This window comes from Acinetobacter sp. FDAARGOS_559 (assembly GCF_003940475.1).
GTDB classification, from domain to species: Bacteria; Pseudomonadota; Gammaproteobacteria; order Pseudomonadales; family Moraxellaceae; genus Acinetobacter; species Acinetobacter baumannii.
This window is the reverse complement of sequence record NZ_RKJG01000005.1, coordinates 3,355,170-3,374,571: the sequence shown is the minus strand read 5'-3', so window position 1 is coordinate 3,374,571 and position 19,402 is coordinate 3,355,170. Positions and strand designations below refer to the sequence as shown.

Here is a 19,402-nt window from a genome sequence, read left to right as displayed (position 1 = left end):
TTTACTTCGCAGATAAGTCGACTTTTGCTTCCATCGACAAGCCAACACGTAATGGGTGTTCAGCAAGTTCTTTCGGGTCAAGTGCAATACGAACCGGTAAGCGTTGAACCACTTTAATCCAGTTACCTGTTGCGTTTTGAGCCGGAATTAAGGCAAAGGCAGAGCCTGTACCACCAGAGAAGCCCACCACTTTGCCGTGGTATTCAACATCATCACCATATAAATCTGAGGTTAATGTGACTGGCTGACCTGGGCGAACTTTTTTCAACTGACTTTCTTTGAAGTTAGCATCTACATATAAATCATTGAGTGGCACAATCATCATCATGCTTGTACCTGGTGCAACGCGTTGACCAACTTGAATATTACGGCGTGTAATCACACCATCAACTGGTGCACGAATCACGGTACGTTCCAAGTCAAGCTGAGCTTGTTCTACATGCGCTTGGGCAACTTGTACATCCGGAGTCGAGGTTTCGCTTACACCCTGAATTAACGCTTCGTTTGCAGCTAAGGTGCTTTCGGCTGCCTTACGACTAGAAGTCGCTTGTGCAAGGCCGGCTTTAGCAAGCTCTAGCCCTGCTTTAGCTGTTTCAACTGCACTTTGTGCTTTGGTGAGTTCTTCTTTAGACACAGCGCCAGAGGCAGCAAGCTGTGCACGGCGGTTCAGTTCTAAAGCAGCTTTGTCATAGTCGGCCTGTGCTTGAGCAACTTGTGCTTTAGCACTATTAATTTCGTCAGCACGAACCACCACTTGAGAGTTTAAAGAACTACTGTTTGCCGCAGTTTGTTTATATTGGCGTTTTGCTTTGGCAAGCTCTGCCTCGGCTTGTGCCAACGCGATTTTGGCATCACGGTCATCAATACGAACCAGCACATCACCGCGGTGTACTGTTTGAGTATCTTTTACCAAAACCTGAGCGACCTGTCCGCTAACCATTGAGGTAATTTGCGCGGTTTCTGCACCGACATAAGCATTATCCGTACTCACCGAGTGATTTAAAAATAATGCCCAGATTGCATATAAAATAGCGGCGATCAATAAAATCAGCGCAAAGAAACCAAGAAATTTTTTGCGCTTGTTTTGCATGTTGTCATCCGAGGCAGATGTTGTTGGCACTGTTTCTTGTACATTGCTTTGTGCATCAGTCATGGTATGTTCCTAAAGATGAGTTGGCTTTGCCATCAATCTCGCACTACACCTTGTTATAGAGTTTTTATTTTTCTATAAACAAGACATACCGCATTGTCAAAGGAGACAATTTTAACGCTAAAACCTCATGATATGAGAATAAAAAAATATAACTAATGCGTTCGTTCTAATTAAATTAATGTTTATCTCAAAGTTTTTGTGAAATTTTTATCTTTTTTAATATGAAAAAAAGCGCCCTGAGCGCTTTTTAAATGCTTAAAATGCCTAGATTAATAGGCATATGAGGCAATGCCGGCAGCAATCTGCTTATCTTCATCATTGACCATGGTCATACGCATGGTACAGCCCTTGCGGCCTAAACGTAGTACTTCGGCACGTGCAATAAAATATTTACCACGCCCTGGTGCCAAATAATCTACACGCATATCGACAGTTGCCAAGCGCGTAACCTGTTTAATGGTTTCAGGCAGGGTTTCGGGGGTTGAACGGCGATAGAGATGTTCCATTGCCACAATTCCACCAATGCTATCGAGCAAAGTTGCAGCCACACCACCATGCAAAACCTGAAAAGCCAAATTGCCAATGAGGTCAGGTTGCATTTCAACATAGCCTTCAATGTGCCCATCTACCACACGCATAATCATTCCACTATGCTTAAAAAATGGACAGCTATTAAACGCCTTACACAATTGGTTGAGAACCACATTTAGGTCGGTTTTGGCGCCTAATTGTATGTTCCCCGTCCAATTTTTCTTTTCATCACTCATACGTTGCCTAAATTTAAAAGCATGATAAACACCCATAATTTTGTACAAATCCAGCATTATGGGGCTACAATACAGCAGTCGGTTGACAGTAATGGAATATCCGCCAACCTATCCTAGTGTAATACCGAACATCGAGATTGTTATGACTTATACGTTCAATCGTCCTGCATTTCCAGCTACTCGCATGCGCCGTATCCGTAAAAATGACCAGTTGCGTGCGATGGTCAGCGAAACACAGCTCACTACCAATCACTTGATTTATCCAGTATTTGTATTACCGGGACAAAATCAAACCCAAGATATTCCAAGTATGCCAAACATTCAGCGTTTGTCGGCAGATTTATTACTGAAAAAAGCTGAAAGACTTCTGGAATTAGGTGTATCCAAACTGGCTCTTTTCCCTGTAACACCTCAAGAAGATAAAAGCCTTACCGCAGAAGCTGCATGGCGTGAAGATGGTTTAGTACAAACCACCTGCCGTTTGCTTAAAAAAGAATTACCAGAAATGGTGTTAATTACCGATGGTGCCCTCGACCCATACACGACTCATGGTCAAGACGGCATTATTGATGAAACTGGCTATGTGCTAAATGACGAGACTGTAGAATGCTTGATTAAACAAGCCTTAAGTCACGCAGAAGCAGGTGCCGAAGTGATTGCACCAAGTGACATGATGGACGGCCGTATTGGCGCAATTCGTCAAGCTTTAGAAGCCAATGGTCACATCTATACCAACATCATGGCCTACTCTGCAAAATACGCATCTAGCTTCTATGGTCCGTTCCGTGATGCTGTTGGCTCTGCATCCAACCTAAAAGGTGGTAATAAATATAACTACCAGATGGACTTTGCCAACCGTGCCGAAGCGTTACATGAAATCGCGCTTGATATTCAAGAAGGCGCTGACATGGTGATTGTAAAACCGGGCATGCCATATCTGGATGTGGTACGTGAAGTGAAAGATACCTTTGGTATTCCGACATTCATTTACCAAGTGAGTGGCGAATACGCAATGTTAGCTGGCGCAATTCAAAATGGCTGGTTATCAGACTCAGTGATTTTAGAATCGCTCATGTGTTGCCGCCGCGCTGGTGCAGACGGAATCTGGACTTACTTTGCAGAAACCGCTGCTGAAAAACTCAAGGAAATGAACTAAGTTCGCAGAGAAAGGATAACACTGCATGCATATTGCAATCATTGGCGCGGGCATAAGTGGACTAATGTCTGCGCTGGAGTTGGTTGAACAAGGCTGTACCATCAGCATTTTTGATCAACAACAAGCGGGACAAGCAGCCTCTTGGGCTGGTGGAGGTATTCTCTCTCCGATGTACCCGTGGCGCTATGTGCATGCAGTGAACCAACTTGCCCAATTTGGCAAAGCCTCTTATCAAGCATGGAACCAAAAGCTCTACCCTGTTACAGGGATTGATTTTGAAATTCATGACACAGGCATGCTAATTTTTGATGAAGAAGATTTTGACATCGGGCTTTCCTACGCCGAGCAGCATCAAGAGCCGATGCAGCGCTGTGAATATTTACAGCGAGATGCGCTAGAACAAGTTAATCCACATATTTCCGATCAGTTTCAAGAAGCCATTTATTTCCCTGAACTGTCTAATATTCGTAATCCACGCGTATTACAGTCCCTGATTCGCTATTTAAAACAACACCCAAACGTTGAGTTTTTTGAGCACACTCCTGTTAAAAAACTGATTCAACAAGGTGATGTGATACAGGCGCTCCAAACCGAAGATGGCCGCAAACATACAGCAGACCATTTTGTAATAACTTCGGGCGCTTGGAGCCACTACTGGAACTCACAATTACAACTCGAAATTCCAGTCGAACCTGTTCAAGGTCAAATGCTATTGTTTAAAACCCCTGCTCACTGGCTACCGACCATGTGTATGAATCGAGTCATGTATTTGATTCCACGTATGGACGGTCATATTGTGTGCGGGTCAAGCATGGCACATCGTGGTTTTGACACGTCTACTGACGAAACCACCCAGCACAATATTTTGGAAGCATGTTTAGAAATGGTACCTGAACTGGCCGATTTCCCGATCGTACATCGCTGGGCAGGTCTCAGACCAAGTTCACCAAATGGTGTTCCCTATATTGGCAAAATGCCTGAAATGGGCAACCTCTGGGCAAACTTTGGTCATTTTAGAAATGGTTTGTGTATGGGCTCAGGTTCTGCGCAATTGCTCCGTCAGCTTATGCTCGGTCAACCGACCTTAGTTGATGCCAAAGCATATTCACCAGAGCGTTTGCAAAATAAAATCTTAGCCTGAGGCGAGTATATTCTCTAAAGCCATTTTTAATTGAGGATAAGCAAACTCAAATCCTTCTGCTTGTAAGGCTGCGGGTTTGACGTATTGCCCATTTAAGATCAATTGCGACTGCTCTCCTAACAAACAGCGAAAAACTGTACTAGGCGCCGACAACATTGGTTTCTTATTCAAAACTTTGGCAGCTTGTTCAACAAATACCTTTTGGGTCACATTTTCTGGTGCCACCACATTGTGAATTTGAGCAGATTGAGGATGCTTGAATATAAACTCAATTGCGTTTAATACGTCTTCAATATGTACCCATACTACAGGCTGACGTCCGTGACCAATTTGACCGATTAAATTGAGTCGAATAGGAAGCAACATTTTAGGCAAAATGCCACCGCCCTGCCCAAACACTACGCCTAAGCGAATAATTTTAGTGTTTTGCTGAGCGTCTGCTAACGCTGCGCGTTCCCACTCTTGGCAAAGCTGAGACATGAAAATGGGCTGTGGCGAGCTTTGTTCAGTGCACACCTCTGTCCACTTTTCTTGAGCATCTATACCGTAATAACCAATTGCAGAACCAGAGACAATCACTTCAGGAAAAATTTGAGATTGCTTGAGCCATGCATACAGTTTTTGGGTCGTATTTACACGGCTTTCAATGAGTTGTTTTTTACGTGACTCAGTCCAGCGTTTCTCACCAATATTTGCACCGGCCAAATTCACCACATAATCAATTTGACGGGTCGAAATATCTTCGAACTTTTGTACCCACTGCAAGGCAGGATGGTCAGATTTCTTTCCAGCCTGCCGTGTCACAGCAACCACGTTATAATTTTTTTGTAGCAGGCACCTAATTAAATGCGTTCCAATAAAGCCACTGGCACCTGTGATTAATACATTCTTATTCATATTTCCTCCAAAACCGAGGACAGCAGTTTTTAATTGATATAGTTATAAAATTTAATAACGATCTAATCGTATCAGTTTTTGTGGTGAGTTATGACGCATTAAACATTTTGTTTGCCATGCGCTGGGCTTGTTTGCCATAAAACCAATAGGTAATTAAATAAAGCGGAATAGCTAACATTAAAAGCATAATGACCATAATGCTTAAGAACTGAGGCTGTTTGAGGTAAAGCATAAAGTTTTGCAAAATCTCAGGGTCTTTTCTTGAAAATAAAAACAGACCAAATAAAACACCACACAAGTTATAGCCCCAAAATATGAGAGTAAAACCTAAAGTAAATTTCTTTTTTTCTGGTACTGTCGGTGCACGGCGTTCTTTCTTTAAAAATCTAAATAAGACAAAAATCATTGCGCCTAAATATGGAACGGCTGTTAAAATACCGCCTACACTCGCTGGTAATAGTGCTGCAATCACACCGACAATTAAGGTTAGCACGATGCATAAAGCAAAAAACCAGAGAAAGTAAGAACGTAATTTGGTCATATTTTTGCCTAATTTATGGGTTCAAAAAATAATTATAAATTTTTTTCGATTTTTTTTCATTTTTCTGTCAACCAATCCTGATCTCTTGACGTTATATAGGGTAACAAGGTCGCAGCAACCGAATACTTCCTTTGCACGGCATCCGCAAAATTGTTTCGGTGACCTTTCATTACGACTCTTTCTTCCTTCGGATTAGGTTTTGTTAGCAGCCGAAACCCTTGATGAAGTTTTTGACCGACGATTCTCTCATCACTCGAATCGTCGGTTTTTATTTTCTAGCACTGTCATTTATTTTACGCTCACCATACACAATAGTGCTTTCGTGGCTATAAAGGCTATGCGTATACTTTTTACACCATAAAAATATGATTTAAATAATATGAACAATATTGCCTATTTTGAAATCCAGTCTTCAAACCCTGCCCGCGATGCGCAGTTTTATCAAGCTGTGTTTGGTTGGCAATTTAAACTCGATGAAAGCTTACCTATTGAATATTACCGCATAGAAACACCTTCAATTATGGGTGGACTATTAAAACGCCCTGCTCAAACACCGCCAATGGAATATGGCACCAATGCATTTACCTGTTCGGTTCAGGTGGAAAACTTCGATGAAGTGGCTGCAAAAATTTTAGCGCAAGGTGGCATTGTGGCAATGGATAAATTCGCTATTCCGGGCCGCGCTTGGCATGGTTACTTTGTCGATTTAGACCACAACGTTTTTGGTATTTTTCAAGTCGATGAAAATGCAGCTTAAAGATTTTATTTAGCCTATTTATTTTAATTTATAGCCACCGCTTTTATCGGTGGCTATTTCATATGAATTATTCAGCAAAGCTAAAGCTGGCTTCACATGTAATTGGAAAATTTACCGAATTGGCAATCATACATTCATGATGTGCTTCTTCATGCAGTTTTGCTGCAAGCTCTTGGTCAGCACCTTTTTCTAAAACAACCTCGGGCCTTAAAATAATTTGGGTAAAATGACCACGTTTGACCGGATCTGTATCTTCCATAAATCCCAGTGCATGATCGACATAACTCACAACGTGAATATGATTGACTGCACATAGGTGTAAATACCAAAGCTTATGACAAGCTGAAGCTGATGCAACCAATAAATCTTCGGGGTTCCATCTGGTCACATCGCCCAAATAGGCAGGGTCTGATGAACCTTGAATAGTGGTCTTTTGAGGATGCTGAATACTAAAGTCGCGTTTATATGAACGATAAGAGGAAGTGCCTGTACCCGTATTGCCTTCCCACTGTATTTTTACTTCGTATTTATGAATAGCCATTTTGTTCTCAAAGTTCATGGTTTGACCTGATAGTAACAAAGCAGAGCTTAAGGAGACAAAATAATTCAGATTTCATTGCTGGCTTAAATAACGAACACTTTAAAATGTCTTGATAAAATCTCCTGCCAATTTATGCTAACGTATCTGTGTTTATCTTGGCTTGATGTCTGTTTCTATGTCCGTACATTTTCTACATACTTCTGACTGGCATTTGGGGCAGTTTTTTTATAATCACTCACGACACTACGAACACCAACAATTTTTAAGCTGGTTGCTCACTCAAATCCAAGAAAAACAACCACATGCCCTGCTTATTGCTGGCGATATTTTTGATGTCATTAACCCGGGTTCTCAAGCACAAAAACAACTCTACCAATTTTTAGCAGATGCCCATCGTATTGCACCGCACATGCAAACACTCATGATTGCGGGTAACCATGACTCAGGCTACCGTATTGAACAGGTCGAACCGCTTTTAGAAAAATACAATGCAAAAACTGTGGGTGTGGTTCGCTGGAATGAAGATAAAACCCTAGATCTCGATCGACTGCTTTTACCTATCTATAACCAAAATCAAGATATTGTGGCGTGGTGCCTTGCCCTGCCTTTTTTACGTTCGGCCGAAATTACGGGCTTTAACGAACATACCACCAATAGCAAAAACGCGATTGCCTATTTGCACCAGCAACTCATTGCCGAAGCCAAACGTCGTAAGACACCAGACCAAGCGCTTATCTTGATGTCGCATGCGCATATGCAAGGTGGGGAAACATCCGACTCTGAACGCCCCATTATTATTGGTAATGAAGAGGCGCTTTCAACGACGTTATTTGAAGATGCGGTCGACTATGTCGCTTTAGGGCACTTACATAAACCACAAAAAGTAGGTCAGCCGCACATTCGTTATAGCGGTTCACCCATTCCGCTTTCTTTTAGCGAAATTAACTATAAGCACCAAGTGGTTGAGGTCAAAATTGACCCTTCTCAAGACACTGACAGCCGTTTGCAATTTGAAGCTGTCGAAATTCCGCGTTGCATACAATTGCACCGCATTCGTGGTGAGCTAAACGAGGTACTGCAACAACTCAAAGCCTTGCCTCACGGCGTGATTGAAAATATTGACCACCGTGAATATGTCGATATTGAATATTATAGTTTAACGCCACCACAGCCGAATTTACGTCAGCAGTTTGAAGCTGCTCTACCACCTGACCGCTATCGTCTAGTGCGTATTTCACGTCAATACGTAAACAAAGACGCGACTAATTCAAATACCACCCAGCACATTGCTCTTGAACCGCCAACACCGGAAAAACTCTTTCAAAATATTTGGGAAAAACAAGGTTACAACGCCGATGATGCGGTCTTAAAAGATTTTCTGAGTCTGGTACAAGAAGCACAAAAACATCTTGAAAATGATGCAAGCCATTAAGGATATGCCATGAAAATTTTATCCATTCGAATAAAAAATCTGGCATCGCTTGCTGATGAACATTTTATTGACTTTGAAAGCGCACCTCTGGCCCATGCAGGTCTCATTGCAATTGTGGGGAAAACTGGCGCAGGTAAGTCGACTATTCTAGATGCGATGTGTCTGGCCTTGTTTAATCGAGTCCCTCGCCTTAAAGACAGCGATGGCAAATTAAAAGATGTCGATGGTTCCGAGTTACTAACCAACTCTCCTTTAACTGTTTTACGCCGTGGTACAGGACATGGTTTTGCTGAGCTTTGCTTTATTGCGCAAGATCAAAAGCGCTATTTGGCTCGTTGGGAAATTAAACGTGCACGTGAAAACCCAAATGGTAAATTGCAAAGTGTGCAGCGCCACTTAAAATGCTTGACCGATGGTGTCGTGCTTGCCGACAAAGCCAAAGCAGTTGATGAAAAAGTTAAACAAATTACCCAGCTTTCATTTGAGCAGTTTACTCGTGCTGTATTACTTGCCCAGTCAGAAGTCACTGCATTTTTAAAAGCTCGAGACAGTGAACGTGGTGAATTACTTGAGTACCTGACCAACTCCAGCATTTTCGCCAAAATCGGTGAACTGGCTTTTCGTAAAACAGCTGATATTGCAAAGCAGCGTAAACAGCTGGAAGAGTTTTTAGGTCACATTGAAATTTTGTCTGATGAAGAGATTGCTGCATTTACCGAGCAATACCAGCAAGCCGAACAAAACTATCAACAGTTAGAACAGCAAAAACATGTCTTAGACAAACAGCAACAATGGTTTGAACGCAAAGCAAAACTTGAGCAAGAAGTTCAAGCGAAACAGCAACAGTTTCAAACCCAGCAAAATCACCATCAACAACTGGCTAGTGAACGTGAGCAATTAAAACGACTCGAAATTTTCTCTGAAATACGCCCACAAGTTTTTCAGCAAGCTCAAAATTTACAGACCCTACAACAAGTTGAGCCGCAAATTCAGCAAGCTCAAACCAAGTTTAATGAGTTGGTGCAAATTTTTGAAACGGGACAAAAACAATATCAACTTGCAGAACAACAGCTCAAACAAACACTCGATTTTGAGCAACAGCATCAACATGCTTTAAATCAAGTTCGACAGTCCATTCAAGAACGCGCTTTTATTGCCGATGAATATAAAAAGTGCAAAGAAAAAAGACAGGTACTTGAGCAAAACCTAAGCCCACTACAACAGCAGCGAAACGCTGTACAACAGCATATTGCACAGCTTGAGCAGAACAAAATTCATCTACAACAGCAGCTGATCCAAACTCAGCAATATGCTGAATTAGATAAGGGCCTTTCAGCACATCTACATCAGCTTGGGCAATTTATTCAAAATTACCAAACGATTGAAGAACAGCTCGGTAACCCTACCCTTGCTCGCCAAAAGCTATCGGAAGCTAAAAGTGAACTCGAACAACTCACAGCTTCACTAGGCACCGTTGAACAGATTGAGTTAAAGCTTGAACAACAGCGTAAAGATAAAGATCAGAAACTTGCTCAAGTCACGCAGTTAGATCTGATTCAACAGAAAATAAAAATTTATCATGAGCTATATGCTGAGCTTCAGCAATTCACCGAAAAACATACTCAAGCCTCCGCGCAAGAAGAGCAACTTAAAACCGTTTGCCAGTTAGCTGAACAAGACTACCAAACAGCAAAAACTGAACGTGAAAAGTTACAGCACATCCTGCAACAGCAACGTTTACTACACACCGAAAATATTGAACAGTTACGTGCCAATCTTAAAGAAGGTGAAGCGTGTTTAGTCTGTGGAAGTACCCACCACCCCTACCGTATTGATGACAGTGCGGTATCGAAGGCCTTGTTCGATTTGCAGCAACAGCAAGAGCAACAAGCTATTGCACTCGAGCAAACTAAGTTTAATGCATGGCAAACCCAGCAACATGCACTTACTCAGTGCCGGGCCGAGCTTGATCAAGTTCAGAAATACCTAGCTCAACTGCAAGTAAAACAGACGCACTTACAGCAAGAACTTGAGCAGGCGTTTAACCTCAATCAATTACACATTGAGCTTAATCAAGCTCCTGAACAAATCTTACAAACACTTAATGAGCTGAGACAAGCGACACAAACTGCCATAAGTTTATTTGATTCAGAAAACTTACGTTTAACCCAAGCCATTAAACAACACAATCAACTTGTTCAAACTATTCAGCGTAATGAAAGTTTGCTTAATACAGCACAGCAATGGCAACAACAAGTTCAACATATTGTTGAGTGTTTATCTGAAGCCGAACAGCACGCATGGCAGCAAGCAAGTAGCCAAACAGCTAAGCAGACTTGGGCTATTCTGGATGCACGTGCTAAGCAACTTGAACAACAAGAACAGCTTTCACAGCGTTTTGAACAACAGCAGCAAGAACTTAAAATGCTGTCTGCCAACCTTGAGCAAATGACCAAGCAAATTGATGAGATCGATCAAAATCTCCAAGAGATTACGCTTAAAGGTCAACAAAATAATGAAAAAGCGGTATCGCTCATTCAGCAAATGACGGGCCGTTCGGATATTAAGCCGCATGAATGGTTAATTGAGCATGACGCTAAACGTCAGCACCAACAAACGGCGTATCATGAGGCTAAACAACGTTTCGAACAAACCAGACAACACTTTGAGCAGCAAAAACAGGCGCTCGATCAACTTAAACATCAGTATCAACACACAGAACAACATCAACAACAGATTGATGGGCAAATTCAAAACTGGTTAAAAGCCCATACTGATTTTCAGGCATCTGATCTTACGGCACTCATACAGATTAATTCAGCACAAGAGCAAGACATTCGTAACCGTCTTAATCATGCCGAGCGTTTATTAAGTGAAGCCTCTTCTGCCCTTAAAACGATGCAAGAGCAATTAAGCGAGCACTTACAAACTCAGCCAGATATTGAATACGAAAAGCTCGTTACCCTCATTCAAGACAATATGGCAAAGCTCAAAGCACAGCTTGAAGTGCGTGATGGACTAAAGCTGAAGCTTGAATTACATCAGCAAAACCTTGCCAAACAGCAAAAATACGCTGAGCAAATTCAAAACATTCAACAAGAAGAACATCGCTGGAGCAAAATTTCAGGCTTGATTGGTGATGCCAAAGGTAAAGAGTTCCGTGACTATGCTCAGCAATATCACCTAGATATTTTAGTTGAACATGCCAACCAACAACTGGCGATGCTTTCTCAGCGTTATACGCTAAAACGTCTTGATCAGTCATTAAGTCTTGCCATTATTGACCACGACATGGATGGAGAAACCCGCTCAGTTGCCTCTTTATCTGGCGGTGAGTCGTTCTTAACTGCCCTTGCCTTGTCTTTAGCGATTGCCAATATGGCATCGGGTTCAATGAAAATTGAATCACTGTTTATTGATGAAGGTTTTGGTACTTTAGATGCCTCATCTTTGCACATGGTCATGAATGCTTTAGACCAACTGCAAAATCAGGGACGTCAGGTCATTCTCATCTCACACATTCAAGAAATGCATGAACGCATTCCTGTACAAATTCAAGTGAAACCACTTGGCGCTGGTGCAAGTACCATTGAAATAGTGGGTTAAAACTAAAAAGCCCCGACATCCTGTCGGGGCTTTTTTAGATTCTGCGTTGGTATGACTCCTGTCGTACCTGTCTGCATCCATTCATGACTTTTTATTGTTATTCTTAGAAACATCCTGTTTCCTGATGAGTTCATAGTACAAAAAAAGCATTGTCTGCCATAGCCGCAAAAGGCCGCAATTTCTGTAAGAAATCGCTTACATCAGCCTTTTTGCGAATAGTCTCTAGCCCCAAATAAAGCTGTGCCTACACGTACCATGGTTGAACCAGCGGCAATTGCGGCTTCTAAATCACTCGACATTCCCATACTCAATGTATCCCAGTCTTCTGGGTGAGCATGTTGGACTTTTACCGCATCAAATAATTTTTTGGCATCTGCAAAAGCAGCTGTATTGTCAGGAGCCGGAATCACCATTAAACCACGTAACTTGATTTTCGGTAGTTGACTCATTTGAGCAACCAACTCGGCAACGTCTTCCGGTGCACAACCATCCTTACTGTCTTGCCCATCAATATTGACTTGCAAACAAATATTAAGCGCAGCTTGGTCATCACCACGTTGGTTAGATAGGCGTTCTGCAATAATTAAACGATCTACCCCATGAACCCAATCAAACTGCTCGGCCAAATGCTTAGTTTTATTCCGCTGAACATGACCAATGAAATGCCATTCAATATCCAAATCCTGTAAAGCATCAATTTTATCTAAAGCTTCTTGCAAATAATTTTCGCCGAATGCCCTTTGCCCTGCTGCATACATTTCACGCAATCTTTCACTCGGATGAGTTTTCGATACGGCTAAAAGTTGCACAGTTTCAGGCGCACGCTGAGCAAGTTCACAAGCTGTTCTGATTTGCTGTAATACGTGCTGTCGCGCATCTTGCAGGTAATTCATTGACAAGGTTCTCATTTTCAAAAAACTTTTTTGCTTTTCACCTAAAGCGAGGTGTTGGTAAGCCTCGGTGAAAGCCGTATATTATTCTACAAAATAATGACATATTTTGATTTACTTGGGGAAATTATGGATATTACAGAGCTACTCGCCTTCTCTGTGAAAAATGGCGCGTCCGATTTACATCTCTCTGCTGGCATGCCACCAATGATTCGTGTTGACGGTGAAGTTCGTCGTATTAACTTACCAGCCTTAGAACATAAAGATGTCCACCGTCTTGTTTACGACATCATGAATGATAAACAGCGCCGTGACTATGAAGAAAAACTCGAAACTGACTTTTCTTTTGAAGTACCTAACGTTGCGCGTTTCCGTGTTAACGCATTTAACCAAAACCGTGGTGCTGGTGCAGTATTTCGTACTATTCCATCTAAAGTCCTCACCATGGAAGATCTAGGTCTAGGGCAAATCTTTAAAGATATTTGCGACTATCCTCGCGGCATTGTACTGGTGACGGGACCAACAGGTTCGGGTAAATCAACTACGCTTGCAGCGATGCTCGATTATATTAACGAAAACCGCTATGACCATATTTTAACGGTGGAAGATCCAATCGAATTTGTACACCAGTCTAAGAAATGTCTCATTAACCAGCGTGAAGTGCATCGTGACACACACGGCTTTAATGAAGCACTTCGCTCAGCACTGCGTGAAGACCCAGATATTATTTTAGTCGGTGAGATGCGTGACCTTGAAACTATTCGCTTGGCATTAACCGCTGCCGAAACAGGTCACTTGGTGTTTGGTACACTCCACACCACGTCGGCAGCAAAAACCATTGACCGTGTGATTGACGTATTCCCTGCCGAAGAAAAAGACATGGTTCGTGCCATGCTGTCAGAATCTTTACAAGCGGTTATTTCACAAACCCTGCTTAAAAAGAATGGTGGTGGCCGTGTCGCAGCGCATGAGATCATGATTGGTATTCCGGCTATTCGTAACTTAATTCGTGAAAACAAAGTCGCGCAAATGTACTCAGCCATTCAAACTGGTGCCAATCATGGCATGACCACACTAGACCAAAGCTTAAAAGGCTTAGTCGCTCGCGGTGTGATTAGTCCACAAACCGCACGTACTGCGGCAAAACAGCCTGAATCATTCCTATAAAAATAACAAAATAGCGAGAATACAATTATGGATTTTAATGACTTGCTCAACCTGATGGTTGAAAAAAAATCATCGGATCTCTTTATTACAGATGGCGTTGCGCCCTCTATGAAGATTAATGGGCAAATTGTTCCAATTTCAAAAAACAGTCTTTCTGGGGAAGTGATTGGTCAACTGTTACATTCCATCATGAGTGAAAAACAACGCAGAGAATTTGCAGAAACTCGTGAATGTAACTTTGCCATTATGAACCGTGAAAAAACGGCGCGTTTTCGTGTCAGTGCTTTTCAGCAGCGCGACATGCCGGGCATGGTACTACGTCGTATTGAAACCAAGATTCCTTCAATTGATGACTTACAGTTACCACCTGTACTTAAAGATTTATCGATGACCAAACGCGGCATTATTATTTTCGTAGGCGCGACAGGTACAGGTAAATCCACTTCATTGGCTTCAATGATCAGCCATCGTAACCATAACTCTAAAGGCCATATCATTACCATTGAAGACCCGATTGAGTTTATTCACGAACATGCAGGCTGCATCATTACTCAGCGTGAAGTCGGGATCGATACCGACTCATTTGAAATTGCCTTGAAAAATACACTACGACAAGCGCCGGATGTGATCTTAATTGGTGAGATCCGTTCTCGTGAAGTCATGGACTACGCGATTGGCTTTGCTGAAACAGGCCATCTTGTATTAGCTACCATGCACGCTAACAACGCCAACCAAGCGCTCGACCGTATTATTCACTTTTTTGAAAGTGACCGTCATAGTCAGCTTTACATGGACTTGTCACTTAACTTAAAGGCAATGATTGCGCAGCAGCTCATTCCAACACCAGATGGTAATTCACGCCGTGCAGCAATTGAGATTTTAATTAACTCACCATTAATTTCAGACTACATCCGTAAAGGTGAAATTCATGAAATTAAAGATTTGATGAAACGCTCACGTGAACTTGGTATGCAGACCTTTGACCAAGCTTTATTTGATTTATATAAAGCTGGTCAAATTACCTACAAAGATGCGCTTAAACATGCTGATTCACCGAACGATTTGCGTTTAACCATTAAACTTGCAGATGAAGGTCCCGATCAATTATCAGACGGGAAACAGCATTTAACTTTTGATCGTCAGTAATTTCTTCATAAAAAAAGGAAGGTTAAACGTAACCTTCCTTTTTTATTTGTTTTCTTTATGTGAAAACGATTATTTCTTGCGCAGTGCTTCCTGACATTCAGGTTCATTACAGTAACCATAGAGATTTAATGAGTGACCCGTTAAGGTAAACCCATGTTGCTCTGCTACAGAATGCTGTTCTTTCTCGATAACATCATTAGTAAATTCAATGACTTTGTTACAGTTTTGGCATACTAAGTGATCGTGATGATCTTCTTGCATGATTTCGAAAACAGAATGGTTATTTTCAAAATGATGACGTTGAATAATACCCGCAGCTTCAAATTGTGTTAACACACGGTAAACTGTCGCAAGTCCGACATCTTCCCCTTGCTCTAACAAAGTCTTGTAAATATCTTCGGCGCTAAGATGATGTTGTTTTGAATTTTCTAATAATTCCAAAATCTTAATTCGTGGAAGGGTAACTTTAAGTCCAGCTTTGCGCAAATCTTGATTGGAAATAGGCATGAAAAAAGGTCTCTCAACAAATCTCAAGTTGGAATAGGCAATAGAATTTAGATGAAGTATGATCTATCCTTTGATCAAATGCATCATAATTTATTGGGATAGTGTAGCAAAATGCAAAAACTCGTGCTGACGTTATTCGTCACTTCACTCCTAGCTGGTTGTTCAATCTTTGGTGTATATAAGGTTGATATTCCTCAAGGGACTCCATTGACTAAAGCTCAAGCCTCTCAAGTACAGGTCGGCATGAATTTCCAGCAAGTGCGCTTTTTGCTTGGTAGCCCAACAGTGACTGATCCCCTCAATCCACAACGTTGGGACTATATCTACAACTATATCCCGGGAACATATGCTAAAAAAGCGAAAATCCCCGCAGCACATGGTCAGCATTTAAAAATTTACTTTGATGAAACTGGAACCGTAACTAAAATTGAAGGTTTAGAGACTATTCCAGAATCGCAACCAGGTTTACCTGCTTCCAAAGAAGCAATTTTAACTGCCCCACCACTATAATCGTTTTTTCTAATAAAAAGAAACCCCTCTAGTGAAATACTTGAGGGGTTTTGCTTATTGAGCTGATTGCTTAAAGCGATTGCCTTTAATGTATCTGCCTACAGGGTTTTTCGCAGCACGTTTCCGGCGAATATCTTTTGGATTAATCGTTAATGGTCGATAAACCTCAACTCGATCGCCTGCATGTAATACCGCATCAGTTTCTACTTTTATTCCAAAAATGCCGAGCTGAAGTGGTTCAGGCAAATCAACTTGATTTGATAAACCACTTGCTTGAACTGCCTGTGCAGCAGTCATTCCCTCTTCAAATGGAACTGAAATTAAAAACTGTTGTTCCGGTACCGCAAAAGCGACCCAAACTTGTTGTGTGCGTTCCATTAGATACTTTGTCCAATTACAGCAATCATTGCCACAATAATTGAAAGCGGCAATACGATACGTACAGCAATACGCCATAGGTTATAAAAAAGCTCATTGCTGAAATTCATCGATTTACGCAAGTGGCTAATTTTCATAATCCAACCTGCAAAAACTGCATAGATTAAGCAAATAAGTAAGCCCCACAGCATAAGAATGAGCGTGAATAAATTATGAACTTCCGGCACAGCCCAAACTGCAATTGCGACAACAATAATCACCCATTGTAAAACAGGCATAAGCTGACGCTGAGCAAATTGCTCTCTAGCCAACTGCACAAATAACGCGGATGTCATTACTCCGGTAAATATCCACGTTAAAACAGGTAATTGAGCCTGAAGCGAGAAAAAGCCAAAAGCAACCACAGCAATGAGCTGAGCTAACCAAATTGGAAGAACAGTTTTCGTTGCGCCTTCTTGCGCCTGAACAGCACCTACACTATTTTGCCAGTAAAGCCCTAAACCTAACCCGCTCGCGACAAGTGCAAGTACAGTTGCATTACCCCACTCCTTAAACTCAACACTGGTCCAATGCCAAGGTTGTAAAGTCGAGCCCATCATATTTGCCAACACAATAGAAGCGATTACTCCTAAGGTCATTAATAAAATGAGTATTTGGCGTGGAATAAAAGATAATACCAAGGCAACAACTGCAAGGCCTGCAAAAATAATTTGACCGGAAATGCTTGGGGCAAACTGTGCAACTAATATATTGCTCGCAGTACTTAGAACGTTACCCGCTAAGAAAGGAATAAAAACAACAGCAAGCCAGCCAACCACACGCCATTTAGGGGAACTATCAGCTTCACGAGTTAAACTCGATAACGCATTTAAAGCGGTTGTTTTTGATCGTTTTGCTAAAGCAATTTCCAAATAACAAACTGGTAATGCCAATAACAACATAGTGCCAAACCACAATAACCAGAAATCGATTTGACGATCAATCTGGATTCCCATGGTTGGTGCTAAAGTGGCCATGATGACAAAAGATAAGCAAAACGCCATAAGAGGCGATAACCATCGTGACATAGGTATGTCCTGCATTATGCATTCCTTGAAAAAGTCTATAGATATTTTGCCCGTCTCATGCATGAAAATCAAAGTTTGCACAATAAAAAAAGCAAACCACCGAAACGATAGTTTGCCGCGCTAACTATATATTAGAGTTTTTTTAGTTAAGGTTATGAGAAAAAACGGGCGAACCAGTTCTTTCCTTTTTTCTTTTCTTTTTCTCTAATAATCCCCATCATATTTTCTTTTACTGCCCCCACATAATCGGCATCATCATGTTGAATATGGTTAATTAACCATTTAGCCAAGATCTCTTGTAATTCTGCTTCAATCGTATGGCCCATTTCAAAACGTTCACGATATAACTCTATTTTTTTAATAAATAAGTCATGTACACGTTTATGAGGCACTCTATATTTATAATCCGCTTCCTCTTGTAAACTTTCTTCGAAGGTAAAATGTGATTGTGTATAATCAATAATATTATCTAAAACATCTTTAATACGACGTCTATCCTCATCATCTTTTACATCATCAATCTCATTAATATAATCCAGTATTCGTTTATGTTGCTCATCAATAACGTCAATACCAGTATTATATTCTGAAGCCCATTTCATTTTCATACATCACCCCCAATGATGTTTAATGACTGTTGCATAAACCGCATCTTATCTTTAAAGGGTATAAATAAAAACAAAGCTATTTTGTCGGCTTTAAATAAATAAAAATGAATAAATAGTTAAGATTTTGATTTTTAAAAAATTAATTAATATTAACCAACTAAAAAGATAAAGTATTTTTTAAACAAAATACTTTATTATTAAATAAAAAAAATATATATTTCTTAAGAAATTACATTTCATTCAATAAAAAATTAATATTGGTCAGCACGAGTAATACGCTTAAGTTCAGGATTTTTCTCTTCACGTATTAATCTTTCAACTTGAGTGATCGCTTTTTTTATAGGTTTACCATGTTGAAATAAAATCATTTCACCAGGTTGATAAGCAATCCATGTTTCATTATGAGTTAAAGGCTCAGTGGTAATTACTGCAACTCGATCTTCAGGAGTCGTCACCTGACTAAAATCAACCTCAACATCTAAATCAATTAAATGTGCATTATTGAATGGATATTCTCGAACTAACCAATGTAATTTAGTAATCGCATAACTAAATAAAGCTTGTCCATTCGATAAACAGAAATTAAATGTCCCATATTCTGCAATTTGAGGAGAAATCTTTTCTAATACTTCAAATATCTGCTCAAGCGTTGGTTCTTCATAACCAAATACTTCGACCAGTTGATCTAATAAATAACAAAATGCTCTTTCGCTATCGGTATTCCCTACCGGCGTAAAACGTCCGCTCAAGGGTGGATTAAAATCATGTAAATCGCCATTATGGGCAAAAATCCAGTGACGTCCCCATAACTCCCGAATAAAAGGATGTGAGTTCTCAAGCGTAATTTTTCCTTGAGTCGCCTTACGAATATGTGCGATTACATTACGTGATTTAATGGGATAATTACGAATAAGATCAGCAATTGGTGATTCAACTGCAGACTGGTTATCTACAAATAAACGGCATGCCTTATCTTCAAAAAAGGCAATACCAAAACCATCACTATGGTCAGAGGTAATTCCTGCGCGTTGTGAAAAACCACGGAAAGAAAAAGTGATATCCGTTGGTGTTGCACAATTCATTCCTAATAGCTGGCACATATTGTTTTTAAACTTTCACTTCATTACCCCATGCGTAC

General features: G+C 40.9%; 19 protein-coding genes. 8 read left to right on the top strand and 11 right to left on the bottom strand.

Annotated elements, in window-relative coordinates; genetic code table 11:
- Position 1 precedes the first annotated feature (1 nt).
- Both EGS71_RS17770 and EGS71_RS17765 read right to left on the bottom strand, forming a co-directional pair.
- Positions 2–1,153, bottom strand: coding sequence for an EmrA/EmrK family multidrug efflux transporter periplasmic adaptor subunit (locus EGS71_RS17770; RefSeq protein WP_000128703.1), 1,152 nt, complete (start codon positions 1,151–1,153; stop codon positions 2–4).
- Positions 1,154–1,422: 269 nt separating this feature from the next.
- A complete protein-coding gene (locus EGS71_RS17765) occupies positions 1,423–1,920 on the bottom strand; it encodes a thioesterase family protein (protein ID WP_002156418.1) in 498 nt (165 codons plus the stop codon).
- Between the two features lie 142 nt (positions 1,921–2,062).
- On the opposite strand from EGS71_RS17765, the gene hemB reads away from it, so the two are divergent.
- Together hemB and EGS71_RS17755 are read left to right on the top strand one after the other, a co-directional pair.
- Positions 2,063–3,076, top strand: coding sequence for a porphobilinogen synthase (gene hemB / locus EGS71_RS17760; RefSeq protein ID WP_000222569.1), 1,014 nt, complete (start codon positions 2,063–2,065; stop codon positions 3,074–3,076).
- Between the two features lie 25 nt (positions 3,077–3,101).
- Positions 3,102–4,217 carry an NAD(P)/FAD-dependent oxidoreductase gene (locus tag EGS71_RS17755; protein ID WP_000546685.1) on the top strand — a complete coding sequence of 372 codons (1,116 nt, stop codon included), beginning with the start codon at positions 3,102–3,104 and terminating at the stop codon, positions 4,215–4,217.
- Here EGS71_RS17755 and EGS71_RS17750 read toward each other — a convergent pair.
- Positions 4,209–5,114: a TIGR01777 family oxidoreductase gene (locus EGS71_RS17750; protein ID WP_001039352.1), complete on the bottom strand. Its 906-nt coding sequence runs from the start codon at positions 5,112–5,114 to the stop codon at positions 4,209–4,211. The genes EGS71_RS17755 and EGS71_RS17750 overlap by 9 nt on opposite strands.
- Positions 5,115–5,202: 88 nt before the next feature.
- Positions 5,203–5,655, bottom strand: coding sequence for an ABZJ_00895 family protein (locus EGS71_RS17745; protein ID WP_000164152.1), 453 nt, complete (start codon positions 5,653–5,655; stop codon positions 5,203–5,205).
- Between the two features lie 379 nt (positions 5,656–6,034).
- Here EGS71_RS17745 and EGS71_RS17740 point away from each other — a divergent pair, with 379 nt between their 5' ends.
- The gene (locus EGS71_RS17740) at positions 6,035–6,412 is read left to right on the top strand and encodes a VOC family protein (protein WP_001059437.1); all 378 of its coding nucleotides are present in this window, start codon (positions 6,035–6,037) and stop codon (positions 6,410–6,412) included.
- 67 nt (positions 6,413–6,479) lie between these two features.
- Here the strand turns inward: EGS71_RS17740 and EGS71_RS17735 are convergent, their stop codons facing one another.
- On the bottom strand, positions 6,480–6,953 hold the full coding sequence (locus tag EGS71_RS17735; RefSeq protein WP_000974355.1) for an OsmC family protein: 474 nt from the start codon (positions 6,951–6,953) through the stop codon (positions 6,480–6,482).
- Positions 6,954–7,116: 163 nt separating this feature from the next.
- On the opposite strand from EGS71_RS17735, the gene EGS71_RS17730 reads away from it, so the two are divergent.
- A complete protein-coding gene (locus EGS71_RS17730) occupies positions 7,117–8,385 on the top strand; it encodes an exonuclease SbcCD subunit D (protein ID WP_002011272.1) in 1,269 nt (422 codons plus the stop codon).
- A gap of 9 nt (positions 8,386–8,394) precedes the next feature.
- Positions 8,395–11,991, top strand: coding sequence for an SbcC/MukB-like Walker B domain-containing protein (locus tag EGS71_RS17725; protein WP_000698789.1), 3,597 nt, complete (start codon positions 8,395–8,397; stop codon positions 11,989–11,991).
- A gap of 200 nt (positions 11,992–12,191) precedes the next feature.
- Here EGS71_RS17725 and EGS71_RS17720 read toward each other — a convergent pair whose 3' ends face one another.
- Complete coding sequence (locus tag EGS71_RS17720; RefSeq protein WP_001108513.1) at positions 12,192–12,884, bottom strand: YggS family pyridoxal phosphate-dependent enzyme; 693 nt, start codon at positions 12,882–12,884, stop codon at positions 12,192–12,194.
- A gap of 126 nt (positions 12,885–13,010) precedes the next feature.
- Here EGS71_RS17720 and EGS71_RS17715 point away from each other — a divergent pair, with 126 nt between their 5' ends.
- Entirely contained in the window at positions 13,011–14,048 is a 1,038-nt protein-coding gene (locus EGS71_RS17715) for a type IV pilus twitching motility protein PilT (RefSeq protein ID WP_000355489.1), read from the top strand.
- Between the two features lie 27 nt (positions 14,049–14,075).
- Positions 14,076–15,194, top strand: a complete 1,119-nt coding sequence (locus EGS71_RS17710; protein WP_000347039.1) for a PilT/PilU family type 4a pilus ATPase — start codon at positions 14,076–14,078, stop codon at positions 15,192–15,194.
- Between the two features lie 69 nt (positions 15,195–15,263).
- Here EGS71_RS17710 and fur read toward each other — a convergent pair whose 3' ends face one another.
- Positions 15,264–15,701, bottom strand: a complete 438-nt coding sequence (gene fur / locus EGS71_RS17705; protein ID WP_001122847.1) for a ferric iron uptake transcriptional regulator — start codon at positions 15,699–15,701, stop codon at positions 15,264–15,266.
- 111 nt (positions 15,702–15,812) lie between these two features.
- Between fur and EGS71_RS17700 the strand changes: the two genes are divergently transcribed.
- A complete protein-coding gene (locus EGS71_RS17700) occupies positions 15,813–16,211 on the top strand; it encodes an outer membrane protein assembly factor BamE (protein WP_001170993.1) in 399 nt (132 codons plus the stop codon).
- Positions 16,212–16,265: 54 nt separating this feature from the next.
- On the opposite strand, the gene EGS71_RS17695 is transcribed toward EGS71_RS17700, so the two are convergent.
- From EGS71_RS17695 to EGS71_RS17675, 4 genes are all read right to left on the bottom strand, one after another.
- Complete coding sequence (locus tag EGS71_RS17695) at positions 16,266–16,589, bottom strand: RnfH family protein (protein WP_000442582.1); 324 nt, start codon at positions 16,587–16,589, stop codon at positions 16,266–16,268.
- Positions 16,589–17,656 (bottom strand): hypothetical protein, encoded by a 1,068-nt coding sequence (locus EGS71_RS17690; RefSeq protein WP_004736014.1) that lies wholly within the window; start codon positions 17,654–17,656, stop codon positions 16,589–16,591. Before EGS71_RS17690 ends, EGS71_RS17695 begins: the two co-directional genes overlap by 1 nt.
- 152 nt (positions 17,657–17,808) lie before the next feature.
- On the bottom strand, positions 17,809–18,264 hold the full coding sequence (locus EGS71_RS17680) for a bacteriohemerythrin (RefSeq protein ID WP_000782976.1): 456 nt from the start codon (positions 18,262–18,264) through the stop codon (positions 17,809–17,811).
- 251 nt (positions 18,265–18,515) lie between these two features.
- Entirely contained in the window at positions 18,516–19,364 is an 849-nt protein-coding gene (locus EGS71_RS17675; RefSeq protein ID WP_000336554.1) for a class II glutamine amidotransferase, read from the bottom strand.
- Between the last annotated feature and the right edge of the window lie 38 nt (positions 19,365–19,402).

Excerpts from the sequence above, each read along its gene's own strand:
- EGS71_RS17770 (WP_000128703.1), bottom strand. The coding sequence starts at position 1,153 with ATGACTGATGCACAAAGCAATGTACAAGAAACAGTGCCAACAACATCT.
- EGS71_RS17765 (WP_002156418.1), bottom strand. The coding sequence starts at position 1,920 with ATGAGTGATGAAAAGAAAAATTGGACGGGGAACATACAATTAGGCGCC.
- hemB (WP_000222569.1), top strand. The coding sequence starts at position 2,063 with ATGACTTATACGTTCAATCGTCCTGCATTTCCAGCTACTCGCATGCGC.
- EGS71_RS17755 (WP_000546685.1), top strand. The coding sequence starts at position 3,102 with ATGCATATTGCAATCATTGGCGCGGGCATAAGTGGACTAATGTCTGCG.
- EGS71_RS17750 (WP_001039352.1), bottom strand. The coding sequence starts at position 5,114 with ATGAATAAGAATGTATTAATCACAGGTGCCAGTGGCTTTATTGGAACG.
- EGS71_RS17745 (WP_000164152.1), bottom strand. The coding sequence starts at position 5,655 with ATGACCAAATTACGTTCTTACTTTCTCTGGTTTTTTGCTTTATGCATC.
- EGS71_RS17740 (WP_001059437.1), top strand. The coding sequence starts at position 6,035 with ATGAACAATATTGCCTATTTTGAAATCCAGTCTTCAAACCCTGCCCGC.
- EGS71_RS17735 (WP_000974355.1), bottom strand. The coding sequence starts at position 6,953 with ATGGCTATTCATAAATACGAAGTAAAAATACAGTGGGAAGGCAATACG.
- EGS71_RS17730 (WP_002011272.1), top strand. The coding sequence starts at position 7,117 with ATGTCTGTTTCTATGTCCGTACATTTTCTACATACTTCTGACTGGCAT.
- EGS71_RS17725 (WP_000698789.1), top strand. The coding sequence starts at position 8,395 with ATGAAAATTTTATCCATTCGAATAAAAAATCTGGCATCGCTTGCTGAT.
- EGS71_RS17720 (WP_001108513.1), bottom strand. The coding sequence starts at position 12,884 with ATGAATTACCTGCAAGATGCGCGACAGCACGTATTACAGCAAATCAGA.
- EGS71_RS17715 (WP_000355489.1), top strand. The coding sequence starts at position 13,011 with ATGGATATTACAGAGCTACTCGCCTTCTCTGTGAAAAATGGCGCGTCC.
- EGS71_RS17710 (WP_000347039.1), top strand. The coding sequence starts at position 14,076 with ATGGATTTTAATGACTTGCTCAACCTGATGGTTGAAAAAAAATCATCG.
- fur (WP_001122847.1), bottom strand. The coding sequence starts at position 15,701 with ATGCCTATTTCCAATCAAGATTTGCGCAAAGCTGGACTTAAAGTTACC.
- EGS71_RS17700 (WP_001170993.1), top strand. The coding sequence starts at position 15,813 with ATGCAAAAACTCGTGCTGACGTTATTCGTCACTTCACTCCTAGCTGGT.
- EGS71_RS17695 (WP_000442582.1), bottom strand. The coding sequence starts at position 16,589 with ATGGAACGCACACAACAAGTTTGGGTCGCTTTTGCGGTACCGGAACAA.
- EGS71_RS17690 (WP_004736014.1), bottom strand. The coding sequence starts at position 17,656 with ATGTCACGATGGTTATCGCCTCTTATGGCGTTTTGCTTATCTTTTGTC.
- EGS71_RS17680 (WP_000782976.1), bottom strand. The coding sequence starts at position 18,264 with ATGAAAATGAAATGGGCTTCAGAATATAATACTGGTATTGACGTTATT.
- EGS71_RS17675 (WP_000336554.1), bottom strand. The coding sequence starts at position 19,364 with ATGTGCCAGCTATTAGGAATGAATTGTGCAACACCAACGGATATCACT.